The organism is Nitrobacter sp. MLSD-S21 (assembly GCF_058809865.1).
Window position 1 is genome coordinate 1 of the sequence record NZ_JBXASZ010000016.1, and the last position, 13,165, is coordinate 13,165.

Below are 13,165 nucleotides of genomic sequence, written 5' to 3' on the forward strand. Positions count from 1 at the left end.
GTCGGGTCGCGGCGGCGTGTCCGCAAAAACGCACAACGCCGCACGGCGGAATATATTCGCCGACGGCGCTGCTTTACGCACTGAGCCCTGAAATCCTCAGCTATGATCAGTCGCGGGGCCCGACAGAAGGTTCAAAAGATCAATCCGCGCTGCGCAGCCGCTTCATCGTGAACTCGATCTCGCCGCCGGGTAACTCGCGCCAGGTCTCGACGGCGCTCATGTACGCGGCGGCGGGCCAGCGCCTGGAATGCCTTCGCGGGCATTTAGCCATGCCAGCTCTGTTCTACGAGCCTCCTAATGCCCGTTCTCTGCGCAATGTTCGCAGCAGTAAAATTTGCCGGCCGATTCAAGCCCGTGCCCTACGATACGAATGCCGCAATGGCCGCACACCGGACCTAGAGCATGAATCGCACATTCGAAACTGTCATAAGTGTGTGTTTTACTACCCATGATAACTTGGAATGCCTTGTCGTAGTTATTTCCGCAAGTCTTACACTGAGCCATATTCATCTCCCAAATCCGGGCATTGATGTTCAGCCAATCGCCGCTGATAGAAATCAGTTCCATACGCTTAGATGCTTTCCCACAGGCGGGGGCATATCTTTCAACCTCCGACCGGTAAGAAGAGAATCCCCAGCAACAGCGCAATCCAATCCGATCGTGACGGCGAAGATAAAAAACTGAAGCATGCCGGGCCAACGCCGGCTAGGCGCTTTGTTTCTTCGTACCCTTGGCCGTGATGTCGCAGCTATTATTGGAGGCTGCAATCCGTGTGAGTTGGTCGATCTATTCAGAGTTGTTTCCGGCAAAGAAAAGCCCGCCACTGGAAATGAGGCGGGCTATCTGATGTGCGCGGCGTGCGATCAGGTTCCGCCGCTGTACCCAACTTTTTCCTGGCCCTCAGGTTTGTTGTCCGGATTGTCTTCCTCTACACCTTTCCGAATTTCGGCCTTTCGGGCATCCTCGTCCTGTTCTTGCTGCTCGCGCGGCCTTTCGCCTCGGTTCTGCTGCTGATCAGGATTGTTCCGGTTCAAGGTTGCTTGGTCGGGATATCCGGAATCTGGATTTGGCGTATCGCCCCGAACTGAGTTGCTTGATGGACGCATGTTATCGGGAGCCGGGGGCGGATGGTCGCCTAGCGGATCTTGACCAACGTCTCTACCTTGGCTCGGTCTCTTTTCCGGATCGTTGCTCATGGAGCGCTCCTTTGATTGTGATGACCTGACCAATTCGGAAATTCGTCTGGCGTTCCTATCGTTGCCGTCGCACTCTGCGGATAAGATTGACAAGTAACGATGCTACCGAACCATGCTTTTGGAGCGGCTGCTAACCCTCGCAGCCTTCCTGCACGCTCCTGATGCGAGAGCTCCTGCGGGGCAGTGCAGCCAGCCTCATCTTCAGCTAAGTTCTGGACCGGCCGGCGGCCACTCGTAGTGCCACCGGACAAGCAAATGGCCCGAAGCATTGCTCGGGCCATCCACATCGCGAGCGAGCGTACATCCGGCTCAGCTCACTTGCGATCAGCCAATCCCCAGACCGATAGCCTGTTCTTGGCATCGAGAGCCTGACCAATCACGAAACCGTTCTGGCAAGCTCAAGAAATTGAATTGAAGCGATTAGCGCCTATCTCGCTACCCAAAGAAGCTCTAATCGCTGCGCTGGCGTTATTCAGCGCCGCCGTGTTCGTTGCTCACGCCTACGACGCCTACCAGACGCATTGACGAGGCTGCGAATGAACCCTCGGCGGGTTCAGTGAACCTACCGAGGAAGCCGCCTCGGATCCGTTGGTGCAGCGGGCCTTCTACTTACCGGAACAAATCGTGCACCTGGTGCAGTTTGTCGACCCAACATTTCAAAATATTGGACGTGCTTCGTGCAAGGCGCTCCGCAAAGGAGCCAGGCCCTTTGCTTTGCTCGGAATTTGCATCTTCGCAATTTTCGATCTCAGAGGTTGTGAGTGACCTTTGCAACGGTTCAATCGGGGCGATGAAGTTGTTTACGCGGTAGTCATGTTACGAGATGGGCTGAAACACAGGTTCAGGCAGCCGGACTGGGATGCCGAATGAAATGAAAGACATCCAACGTCGCATCGAAAAGCTCCTCTCCGACGCTGAAGACTGCGTGCTGATCAGCAAGCTACGCAACTGTTCCAGCTAAAAAAGAGGCATTTCAAAAGCTGGCTTTCGAATGGCCCTTGAGCTAGGGGCAATCGTGATAAACAACGCCATCAAGAGGATCACGGGAAGTAGAAAAGCCGCTTGCAGAGATCGGGCAGAAGAAAAATAAGTAGGAGATCCAGAACCATGGACGAGACACAAGAAAAAGAAATTGAGCTCGCCTTCGAGGAGGGCCAGGAGGCTTGGCGCCAGAAAAGGACGATCAATGAAAATTCTTATCCGCTGGATGCTGAACATCATCATGCGGCATGGTCCGATGGGTGGAAATCCGAAGCTGAAAGTCAGCCAAAGTCGAGTGAATCTTTTTGAGCAAGTCAGAAGAAATACAGAGAGAACGCGCGAAATTGCGGAGAACTCGCGGCCGAGACGAAGGATATCCCTTCGCAAAAGCGGTACAAGCGCATGCAGGATGCGTGGCTCGCCCTTGCGGCCGAACAAGACTGGTTGGATGGTCAGGTGTCGCGCAAAGCTACGGGCGACGGAATTGGCTAGGAGCCCAATTTCACTTTTCAGTCGATCGTCTTTTGATTATTTTCCCGGCTTAGCAATCGCGATAGAGCTTGGTGAACCTTGGCGACAGCAAAAGAGTTTGCGGAATTTTGGCTTCAAAACAGCGTGCACGCAGATGAGCAGCTTCGCGTGCGACGCGGGCGTGAGGCGGTCCAGCACCTAGTCGACAACCTGGTTCGGGCAGCGGAGTCCGAGGGATTCTCCAGGGCACAGATAGAACAAGAGCTAGGCGGGGATATCTTCGCCTACATACGGGCCAGCATCGACCGCCAAAATGCCGAAGAAAAGGTCCGTCTGAGCAAGCAAAAATAAAGCGTCCGTTAGGTTGGAGGTGCGGCTGTCATAAAACGGGTCTACGCTGGTTCCATGCCGACTAACCAGTATGCCTGTTCTAAATGCCAAGGACCGCTCGCAAAGGTATTCGCAGCCCAGCGACCGCGCCGCCGGACGTTTGTATGACCGCAGTGTGACGCACCGCCCGATCCTCTCTCGACTAAAGAGGCCCAGGGCTAGATCAAGAGCGGATTGGAGCCCCCGAAGTAGAGGCCGATTTGCGCCGGAGTCGCAGTGCTCAGACCATTGTCGGATAACAGAAAACAGCCACAGCAACATCGAAACCAGCACGAAAAATCCCATTGTGGGCGGAGACTGAGGCTTGATGCATGCGCGCCAACGTCTACCTGCCAATTGGTATTTTTCCATCCCGCCAACTTTAGTTTCAATCGCGGTGCTAGTTAAAGTTGAAAGACTACCTATATAGATGACATCGTAGGCACGATGATCAACAGGCGCCAGCGACAGAGAGACGCTCCAGTGCTCCCGCCCACAAAGGGAGCTCGCTATGTACGCCATGGTCTACCCGAAACATCTTCAGAAAAGCTCTGAGCGCAGATGGGCAAATCGTGTTGCTCGTGAGCTTCCTGTTCGAAGGTCGCGTCCCGAGGGGCCCCACACCTGCTTTTGCGCGAATACGGTGACAGTATCGGTGAATTCGCAACATTCGTCCGCTGGCGTCACCAACGAGCGGCGTTGTTCTAAGTGCAATGCCCTGTGGACGACGGAAGCATCCGCTCGGCGTTCATCCTAATTGCCAACATCATAATCGCAAATTGGACCGCTGTACCTCCAATCGCGAGGTCTTTTGCCACCGGTAAAATTCATCGCGGCAGTCCTCGGCGAAGAATGCACAGCAGCGCGATGATCTATGCAAACGCTAACGATCAATCGGTGTTGGACTTATGAAAACGTTCTTCATTTGGCTCAGCGGTCTACTTGTCTGCGGTTTTGTTGGTGCGCTGATTGGCGAGTACTTTGGTGACCGCCAGGTTCTCGGTCTAATCATCGGCTTTGTCGCATTCGCATTTTTTAAGCTTCTGGTAGTGCCAGAGCGAACTGACCGCTACGGCACAGGTGGATTCGATGAATGACAATCAGCGGGCTCTAACCCCTAGGACAGCATTGACTGATATCCAAGAGTTGGTCCGCGTTGCCCTGGAGAGCGCGGATCCTGCCATCATGTGGCGTGACTTAGAGTTGATCCTAACGATTACGGAAGAGGCGCTGCAGACGCTGGACCAGAATATAGAAACCAAACCGAAGCGGCATTAAGCGTATGGTGGCACGTCGACCAGCGCACCTATCAACCGGAGCAACGCCTGCTGTTCGGGACCTTTTCCAATCCGGAGGAACTCTCCGAGTTCGATATGTGATAGTCGGCCGCCCGATGGAGAATTGGGCTGGTGGATGACAAAGGCGTGCCCATTCTCGGGCTCTCGACCCAGATACCAAGAATCGCCGTTGGGGCTTCGATAAAGTTCGCGTCGTTCTGTCATGACAACCCTGTTCGGAGCTAGCGCGTAGAGAAACCGACGAACCGGCTCAGGGCGGTCCCGGCAGCCTGCAAGTTACCGGGGACCCTTCACCGAGGGCGTCGTCCCTGAACACCCCACAAGCTAAGCTCCCGATGCCATAAAGTTGCTCTCCCTGAATGAAAACCCACGGTAGCAGGTAACTGCAGCGCCTCTCCTCACCTGACAAAACAAAGGCCACGCGGGCGTGACACCGCATGGCCTTTCCTGGTGACTGTCCCGCTATCGCAGAATTCCGTCCCTATGAATAAATCTTTGATCGCGAGCTGTGTTCCTAATGATCTGCTAAATGAAACGACGATCTGTATATCCTGGGCAGAGTCAGCGCATACGCCGGCCGCGTACGGTGATTTGTATTGGTCATCCAAAACGTCACTAAAGATACGCAAAGTCGCCCCACGATTGAGCAGATACATCCGTAATCCTAACGCATGAGTGCCAAAGGTGCCGAGCTATCCTCGCACAAAGCGAGATAAGACGCATTACTTTCACCACGCAAACGCAGGCGGGATCAATGAATTTGACCTCGTGAGCAAAATCAAGAAATCGCTTTCATGAACGACACGCCGCTCAACGAACAAATTGCCAAGGCTCTCGTCAATAACGCCGTAAACGACGGCTTTCTTGTCTCAGTAAACGAGGCACAGCATTCAGATTAGCCTGTCTCGAAACGTCGCCGCGATTACCGGGGCGATGTTCCGCACCGATATGGACAAGCTCACGCTTAACGTCGAAGAACGACGCGCGGGTATCATTACTCTGACCTATAGCAGCGGAAGAGATGGGGCCGATGTGATCAGCGACCACAGCGACGTCCCTCATATCAACCGTCTCGTTCGAAACACAATGGAGCAGTTCGGATTCTGATTCTCATTAACCCAGGGTATCGTCGTTCGCTAACGTCTCCCACTTTCGCCCTTGAGACAATCCACCGCACATCCGACAGCGCGGCAGAAATAGCTGGCTCGGGATTAGGCGTTAGAATTTCCATCGGGTCAAACGGTGAAGGTGGAGATGGCTGAACGTCGTAGTTCGAAGCAGCTCAGGTACTAAACAATAGGAGCATTAATTGCAGTCGCGAGCCCACTCGCGCTCGAATTGACGCCTACTGTCTGCAATCAAGGAAGTGGGTTATCTAGGGAGCTGTCAGCTCTCGATCTATCGCCAGTGCAAGGAAGCGGCGTCTGGTCCCACTTCAACGTGGGGCAGAAATTCGATGGGTAGGTTGTTATTACTGCTCCGATCATCGTCAGAATCCTTTCATGCGTTGAGTTTCCGGACCCACTAACCTAACGTCGCCGCTTAATCCCAAGACTGGGCGTCGGCCTGCAGACTAGTGTGAGAAGGGCAGGTCAGAAACGAAGGCGCCTGATACGTTCGAGCGGCCTGAGCCGCTGACGACACAGCAGCAGCGAGCTCGTAAAGAACGCCGTGAAGCCGACGCCAGGGTCGCATAGCGGAGAACGCGAAGGCGGCGGTGGATTTCGTTAAAAATCGCGAGCGTTTGAACGCCGAGCGGCTGGCTCGTGAGGCTGGCCTCCACGCCGCCGGCGAAGCGGGACTGAAAGACCTTTAGCGACGCGCTTCGGCCCAAGGCATTGGGTAGGAGGTACGGGGAGCATCGAGACCCGTGCTTCGCCGAGTCGACTCTCAGGTTCACCTGCGCACCGCGTGCACGCCGTCTTTGCAAGCTTTCGTCAAATCGACGTTTCCCATGTCCAGGAAGCCTGCGCGCCAGCGCTGAGTCATTGCCGTGCTCGAAAGGTCGAAGGATTTATCCGGTCCGGCTTCTTCGAGACCTGGTCGATAGCTAATTAGGTAGATCGAGTCTTGGACGGCTGCGCCCTCGAGTTGAGCCCGCAGCCGGCGAGCTTGCACAGCATATCGCAGACGTTGATAAGTCTGATTTCCAAACAGTAGATCGTTCTTTCGTTCTGCCGCTGCTTCCAGCCCATCAGGCACGGGGCCATCTCTCGCGAAAAGATCGACGATGTAGAGATGAACAGGTCTTTGTACTTCGAGAATGGGATCAAAGGGCGCATTGAGAGAAAAACCGCCGTCCCCCAGCCATTTTTCTTCGATGGATACCGGACCGAATTCAGGCAAGAAGCCTGCACTTGCAAGGAGGTGGTCCATACAGATCGTTTCCGTCTCGGAGTCGAAGAATACCGGATCGCCAGTCTGAAGGTCCGTTGCGACAATCGTGACACGTAGAGAACCGTCGTTAAGCTTGCCAAAGTCGATTAACTCACGCAGACGCTCACGCGCGGGCGCCAGATCATACAAGCCGTTGAATCGTGACGTAGGTAGGGGAAGACGCGGATAGAAAAAACCCGCTCTTCCAAACAGGTGTGTGCTAATCGAGTTCATCCAAGCAAAACCGTGGCGGGACGAATCGGATTTATCGGCGCCGGAAGTCGCGTCGGCCTGCCAGAAGCTGCGCAAATTCGACAGCTGCAGTTCAGGCGGGCTGCCCGCGATCAGGGCGGCGCTGATGGCTCCGGCGGACGATCCCGCGACCCAGTCTAAGTGTATCGCTTGCATGTGCAATCGCTCGAAGGCTCCGCCGTGGTACGCCCCGAGGCCGAGACCTCCAGATAACACGAGACATGTGAGCGAATTATCCAGCATCATGACCTGTTGCCGATCTTATGCAAAACCAACTCAGTGGGCCGCCGTTCCTCCATCCTGAACAACGGTATATGGCTGGCGACGGGCGCGGATCGGGACCAATCTTATTTCGTTCTCAAAGAATATATTGCCGCGTAGCCAGAGCGATCAACCCCACGCATTTCCTGGCGTCTTGTGTACTCCTCAAACGCCTTCTCATGTGCGCACCGGTAACGCGACGAAGGGGTGCTCCTGCGCCGAAGATTGTCAGGCATGCCAAAAAGCAAATGGCCCGCAGCATTGCCCGGGCCATCCACATCGCGAGCGAGCGTACATCCGGCTCGGCTCACTAAATCACCACACCAACCCAAGGAATGCTCGCCTGTTCCTCCGCTTCGAGAGCCGGAAAGTTTAACCGAACTAACTAACCAGCTTTGAGCTCAGGCGGGTAGTTCCAGTCTATAGGCTCAAACGGAATCTCGCGGGCCAACATCACTTTCACGATCGCATTGGATTGCTCCCGCCAAGCGAGATTAGCACGGAGTTCATTTGGCTCACCTGGTTTAGCGTCGGCTTCGGCCAGGAGCCGCCTGATTTTATTGTGCGCATCCTGCAGCGTCTCTCGGGGTGAAGGCCGAGAATTTCGTCTCGCGTTTCTGCGGTTACCATTGAATCTCTCGCTGAGTTCTTGGGACGGCGGGCACCGAGGAATCACCCCATCCGCAGGTTCTCCGCGCTGTCCTTGCCGCGGTTCTAGACGACTTCGTAGCTCACTTTGTCGCCTTCGTTGAGCGAGTTGAGGCCCGCCTTCTCCACCGTTGAGATGTGGACGAACACGTCCTTGCCGCCGCTCTCAGGCTCGATGAAGCCATAGCCCTTCTGCCCGTTGAACCACTTCACAGTACCAATCGCCACTGTCGCAAACTCCTGTTGTACGAGCCATGGATATGAGCCCTCGGGCGGATCGTCGCACACGCCTAGCGCCGGCGCCCGCCAGATTGCCTATTCGAACAAGCAGTCGTGAAACCCGAACTAGGAACGGCGTTCTCACGTCGAAATTGGCTGCATGCCGTCTCTCATGGAGGGAGACAGCCATGCCAAACCGTCCTACGCGACACGAAAAGAGCTCCGAAAAAGGTAGTGCCTCAGACGAAAGGCCTTCGAGCATTGTCCAATTTCCCGGGCGTCGAAAAGCGGCCCCTCCATCAGATGATTTCTTCGGTACCGAAGAAAGTGCGCGCTCGACAGGCGAGCCAATCGCGGATCCGCCAAAACTAGAGCTTCTGACGCCCGAAAAAATCTTGCTGGGCTTCGCTGTTTTGGTCGCCATCATCATGTTGGGCGCTTTGCTATTGCTTCTAATCAGTTGGCCGCCGTCTTAGTGAACAAGGACACCGCGGTCGTCCGACCTTTGCTCAATAGGACGGGCCTTCCTCCGGTCACAGTCCACTCCGAACCCGTCGGCGAGTCACAGCGCCGGCGGGTTTTGCGCGCGAGAGTGTCGGGAAAAGGCGACGCGACGAGCGTCGCCTCTCGGATCGCAGAGCAAGGGACCGGGCGCGTAAACTGCAAGACGAAGCATTAGCTTTCGAAAGCAACGCCAACGAGATCTCGCTCCCGCCAAACCAATCGGCATCGACGTGCTGTGTGAAAATTATCGAAAGAAAGTTCGAAGGCTGGAGGCACGGTCTCCAGCCCGATCAACTGAATGCACGCTCCGTCGATAGTGACATTGCTGACGCGGCACGCGAAAATGCCGGTGTTCTCCTCAACGAGTACTTTCGCCTCATGGTTGATGGTAGTGCGCCCCTTGCTGCGGCCTTCGAACGGCTCACGTGACGTCAGAGTCGGATTGAGCGTTGTAGAAATGGGACCTTCCTTTACGAGAACGAAGCCGCCGGGCGGAATATGGTCGCCCGACGGCCTCGCCAGCGCTGATCCGGACGAAGGGCAATGTCCGGTTTCGGGAAGCTACCGGTCTCTACAACCAGCGCAACGAAACTCAGGCATTAAGGTTGATGTCGCGGAATCGGGTTAAATCTGGAACTGAGTGTCCGCGAGGTTCAAATTAATCGCTTGGCCGCCATGAGGCAAAGCAGGATTGAACCTGAGCTAATCGCCATGAATCCCATATTGATCAAGCCGCCGAACAGTGTCGCAGAAATCGAATTAGCAGCAGCAGCCGCGGTCGTTGTCCGACCGCTGATTTTCTTTTGAGATTTCTTCGCTGCCATGCTGATCCCCGATGGTCAGGCCGATCTGACCGACGCGCACCCCTGTCGAAGTTGATCTTCGATCATGGCGCATCATTCGCACGCAACCTGGCACAATGCCTTAACAGCGATGGTGAACCAAACATCACCGCCGCCGATGGTTTATGAATTGCTTTAGCGCGGATCACTTTAGCCTGCGCACGCCGGATCCACGCGCTTGCTATGCTAGTCGACCGCGCTGAATGCTGTTCGCTCCATGCCAAAGGCGCTGATCCCCCGCCAACGCGACGCTTGATGCACCGCTTTACTTCTAAAAAGATGACGTGGCGGGCCGGCGGCTTGCCCGATTAAACGGCGTTGCCCCCCGCGGGAACCGCCGCGCGCCTTCATCGTTCTGACGTAATCCGGTTCTTCCTGTGCCTTCGCGTTGGGGTGCAGGGTCCCGCAAGGGGCTTTGGGGCAAAAGCTGCGGGACCGTGCTGGGGCCTACCGGGGGAAGCGGGCCCGTCGCGCTAATATGTACGGCTGCTCCATCTTTGAAAGACCTTTGAGCGATTTGCCGCAGCGCTCCCTCAGATGTGATCGCTCTCGAATCTAGCGCAGCGCCGTTTCGACGACGACGGACACATGCCTCGTGTCGGGAGGATCGCTGTCGTTGCACTCGCACGGCGCGCCGTAGCCGCACGTACAGCCTATCTCGGCGTCGTACGGCATGTCAGCATGGCGCTCGCATACCCAGCCGACGCCGCAGCAGATTTTGCAGTTGTCATCCATGTCAGGTACCGGCTGGGGAGGACGGGATGGCACGGCCCCGCTTAGGGTGCGGTATTCGCGGGACCGTGCCGGCCGACGCAGGGAGAATGCTGCGCCTGCGTTTTAATCGCGCTCGCGCATCGGCGTTCCTAATTCGCCGCGCCCCGATTCACTTCGGCGGCTGCAATTCGGGCGAATTAGCCCACCCCTCGATTTCCGAAGCCGTCTCGGCCTGCCTTATCTTCTTGAGCAGCTTCTCGCGCTCCGGCCCCTCCTGCATGCCCGCAGCTTCCTGACGCAGGCCGGCGATGAATCCCGAAAGACGATCCAGAAGAGAGTCTGTCTGTTTGAAACGTCGCCGCGTTTGCATGGCACACTCCTTTCCGTAACAGGAAGGCTGCGCGCAAACACCGGCATTGCTCATCATCACCAATGGTTGCCGCTAGCCTTCAGGTGATGCCGCTTAGCTAGCGCGAATCCCGCGGCCCGCAAGGGGCATAAGCTGATCTGCCGGCGCTCAACGGTAGCGCCGCTCGGCCGGCCCCTTGATGGGCTTGTCCGTGCCGGGATACCTGGGCAATCCCTCGGTGCGCCTGCGGTCGCGCTCCTCGCACAGGCTGTTTATCTTCGCCTGCATGCGCTCAAGCAGCTCTTCCGCGGCCTTGGTCGGGATGCCCGCCTTTTGGAGCGCCCTGATCTCCTTGCGCTGCCGCTGGAGCTGGTAGCGCATGCGCTCGATCTCTGCGCGGAGGAAGGGGAGGTCGGGCATGGGCGGGCTCGCGGTCGAAATGGCCCGGGCATATGTTCATGAAACGTTCTTAAATGCAAGGGGCGGCTAGAACCCCGAAGGCCAGAACCGCCAGCGCGCTCACGAGCACCATGAATCCGACTGCGAGGCTGAAGAGGAAAAAACGGACCATTATCAAATTGATGCAATATGCGGGTATTGAGTAAGTCGCGCCGGTCTGAAAAGGTTCTTCCCGCCGCGGCAAATATATTTATCGCGCCCTGGATGCCTAAGGCGCATACTCGCGCCATCACCGCGCGGTCCGTGGCTTCTATCGGTGATGAGGGCGCCGAAGAGCGCTCCCGCCCACTCAAAAGGGAGGGCGGAAACATGTCCCCACTTGAACCTGATTTCCTTGAGCGCTGCTTCCTCGGAGTCGCGGGCGTCGGAAGCGTAGTCTTCTTTGCCGCGTTGTTCTACAGACTCACCCTCGCCATATGAGGCCGCCTGGGAAGGCCGCGAAACGCTCTATAACGAACGAAAATAGCGAAAAGGCAAAGGCCGCCGCATCTGGGCCTTTCGTCATGAGAAAGCGGCCCCGGAGTTGCGCGCATGAGACGACCCGGGACCGCTCCTGCCGCTTCTCATGTTCGAAAAAGACGGCGCAGCCCTAACTCAGATTGCTGCCGACCGTTCCCGCTATTGCGGGCCGCTATAGGCACCGTGAAACGCCGTGAAACCTATCAGGCGGGGAAGGGCCCTGTACGACAAAGGCCCCGTATCGGGGCCTACGTGCGTCTCGCGTGCGTTTAGGGCCTAATCTCCCAACTCCTCCAATTCGGTCCAAACATCTCGGCACCAGAGCTGGACGCGGACCTTCATCACCTCGTCGCCGAGCAATTCGGCATAGTTGAAGAGGTCTAGGCATTCGTCCTGCATCTCGCAGCGGGCGTCGATGTGCGCAGCGTCCCACGGCTGGCCGTGCTCCTTAGCGCCGATCTGGAATTTCTTGCGCCTTGCGTCATCGAAGCCCATTAGCGCTTGCGCGCGCCTGGCGCGTTCACCTCGCCCTGCATGACGCGGCGTACCATCACCCACAGCGCGGCGCATATGGTGACGCCGGTCGTGATGAAGCCGGTCAGCTCGTCGCTGCCGATGGGGCCGCCGACATGGGGAAGCACCTGAGCCAATAATGCGATGAGCGCGCTGGTATAGATCTGTGACATGGAAAAAGTGGTTACGTGTAAAGCGGTGCGTGCCGCGCACCTCCCTGTCCGCATTCGACCGTGCAGGGCGCGGCCAGGGAGCTGAGCATCACTGGAGCACTCTCGATACGGGGTCCGTCGCCTTGAGGCCGCACCCCTTGGCGACGACTTCCGCGTAATGCCTTGAGTCGTTCTCGAAGCTCGGCGCGTACACCTCGAAGAAAGCGTAGAAGTCCTGCAAGGGGCTATTCCGAATCTTCTCCTTCACGAGGTTGTTGAGGTAGAGCCAGCCCGTCGTGTAGTCCCTGAAGATAGCAAAGCCCTGCGCGTCTCTACCCACCTTGCCGTAGACAGCGGCGTAGCCGACCTTGCTGTAGCGGCAGTTGCCCGGATTGTTGTTCCTCTGTGAGCGCGAGCCGGGATACCAGCCTTCATGCGCCTTTATCGACTCGCAGAACGTCTTAAGCCTGCTTTCCGGGGCTTGGAGAGCTGTATCGGGAATCGTAGGGCCGGCGGGCGAAGCGGGCGCTGAAGGCGCTGCGGAGATCGGCGCGTCGAGCTTGAACAGTCCTCGGATGAAGGCGACGGCCCACTTCACGAAGTCGAAGTCGATGGTCCGGATGTCGGACGGCTTGACCTTCGTGACCGTGTAGGCCGCGGCGCCGCTGATGTTGAGCACTGCATTCGCCAGCTCGCGGCTCATGTAGACGAAGCCTTTGTCTCCGCAGCTCGGGCCCGCCCACATCTTGCAGACGAGGTACGGCGCGCCGCCGATGGTCTTCCATCCCGCGACCTTCCAGTGGTGCAAGCCGAGACCGCTGGTGCCGAAATCGCGCGGGACGCGCGAGTATATGTGCGCACTATCCGCCGTTGTAAGGCGCGCGAGCAATTTGCCGCAGCGCTCCCTCAGATGTGATCGCGTTTCGGAGCTAGTGCACCGTCTCTTCCCCGATCACGATGACATGCTTGTATCGGGCGGTGTGCTGTCATTGCATCTGCAAGGCATCCCTTCGCTGCACGCGCAGCCGAAGTCATGGTCGAACGGCCTGTAGGGATGGCGCTCGCATACCCAGCCGATGCCGCAGCAAACGGGGCAGTTGTC

14 protein-coding genes are annotated in these 13,165 nt (G+C 57.0%); 5 read left to right on the forward strand and 9 right to left on the reverse strand.

Annotated elements, in window-relative coordinates; genetic code table 11:
• Nucleotides 1-452: hypothetical protein (locus AC1RT6_RS21065; protein WP_493029654.1), on the forward strand; the 452-nt coding region annotated here is incomplete at its 5' end.
• A 411-nt stretch (nt 453-863) separates the two neighbouring features.
• On the opposite strand, the gene AC1RT6_RS21070 is transcribed toward AC1RT6_RS21065, so the two are convergent.
• On the reverse strand, nt 864-1,196 hold the full coding sequence (locus AC1RT6_RS21070) for a hypothetical protein (RefSeq protein ID WP_472791712.1): 333 nt from the start codon (nt 1,194-1,196) through the stop codon (nt 864-866).
• Nucleotides 1,197-2,303: 1,107 nt separating this feature from the next.
• Here AC1RT6_RS21070 and AC1RT6_RS21075 point away from each other — a divergent pair.
• The 4 genes from AC1RT6_RS21075 to AC1RT6_RS21090 all read left to right on the forward strand — a co-directional run bounded on the left by AC1RT6_RS21075 (nt 2,304) and on the right by AC1RT6_RS21090 (nt 5,422).
• Nucleotides 2,304-2,486: a hypothetical protein gene (locus AC1RT6_RS21075; RefSeq protein WP_472791713.1), complete on the forward strand. Its 183-nt coding sequence runs from the start codon at nt 2,304-2,306 to the stop codon at nt 2,484-2,486.
• 261 nt (nt 2,487-2,747) lie between these two features.
• Nucleotides 2,748-2,999: a hypothetical protein gene (locus AC1RT6_RS21080; RefSeq protein ID WP_472791714.1), complete on the forward strand. Its 252-nt coding sequence runs from the start codon at nt 2,748-2,750 to the stop codon at nt 2,997-2,999.
• 926 nt (nt 3,000-3,925) lie between these two features.
• Nucleotides 3,926-4,114, forward strand: coding sequence for a hypothetical protein (locus AC1RT6_RS21085; protein WP_472791715.1), 189 nt, complete (start codon nt 3,926-3,928; stop codon nt 4,112-4,114).
• A gap of 1,134 nt (nt 4,115-5,248) precedes the next feature.
• Nucleotides 5,249-5,422 (forward strand): hypothetical protein, encoded by a 174-nt coding sequence (locus AC1RT6_RS21090; protein ID WP_472791716.1) that lies wholly within the window; start codon nt 5,249-5,251, stop codon nt 5,420-5,422.
• 789 nt (nt 5,423-6,211) lie between these two features.
• Here AC1RT6_RS21090 and AC1RT6_RS21095 read toward each other — a convergent pair.
• From AC1RT6_RS21095 to AC1RT6_RS21130, 8 genes are all read right to left on the reverse strand, one after another.
• Entirely contained in the window at nt 6,212-7,189 is a 978-nt protein-coding gene (locus tag AC1RT6_RS21095) for a patatin-like phospholipase family protein (RefSeq protein WP_472791717.1), read from the reverse strand.
• A 729-nt stretch (nt 7,190-7,918) separates the two neighbouring features.
• Entirely contained in the window at nt 7,919-8,080 is a 162-nt protein-coding gene (locus tag AC1RT6_RS21100; protein WP_472791718.1) for a cold-shock protein, read from the reverse strand.
• A 1,148-nt stretch (nt 8,081-9,228) separates the two neighbouring features.
• Nucleotides 9,229-9,399 carry a hypothetical protein gene (locus tag AC1RT6_RS21105; protein WP_472791719.1) on the reverse strand — a complete coding sequence of 57 codons (171 nt, stop codon included), beginning with the start codon at nt 9,397-9,399 and terminating at the stop codon, nt 9,229-9,231.
• 901 nt (nt 9,400-10,300) lie between these two features.
• The gene (locus tag AC1RT6_RS21110) at nt 10,301-10,501 is read right to left on the reverse strand and encodes a hypothetical protein (RefSeq protein ID WP_472791720.1); all 201 of its coding nucleotides are present in this window, start codon (nt 10,499-10,501) and stop codon (nt 10,301-10,303) included.
• Between the two features lie 147 nt (nt 10,502-10,648).
• On the reverse strand, nt 10,649-10,900 hold the full coding sequence (locus tag AC1RT6_RS21115; RefSeq protein ID WP_472791721.1) for a hypothetical protein: 252 nt from the start codon (nt 10,898-10,900) through the stop codon (nt 10,649-10,651).
• A 774-nt stretch (nt 10,901-11,674) separates the two neighbouring features.
• On the reverse strand, nt 11,675-11,893 hold the full coding sequence (locus AC1RT6_RS21120; protein WP_472791722.1) for a hypothetical protein: 219 nt from the start codon (nt 11,891-11,893) through the stop codon (nt 11,675-11,677).
• Complete coding sequence (locus AC1RT6_RS21125) at nt 11,893-12,084, reverse strand: hypothetical protein (protein ID WP_472791723.1); 192 nt, start codon at nt 12,082-12,084, stop codon at nt 11,893-11,895. The genes AC1RT6_RS21120 and AC1RT6_RS21125 overlap by 1 nt, the downstream gene beginning before the upstream one ends.
• An 88-nt stretch (nt 12,085-12,172) precedes the next feature.
• Nucleotides 12,173-12,871: a hypothetical protein gene (locus AC1RT6_RS21130; protein ID WP_472791724.1), complete on the reverse strand. Its 699-nt coding sequence runs from the start codon at nt 12,869-12,871 to the stop codon at nt 12,173-12,175.
• Nucleotides 12,872-13,165 lie beyond the last annotated feature (294 nt).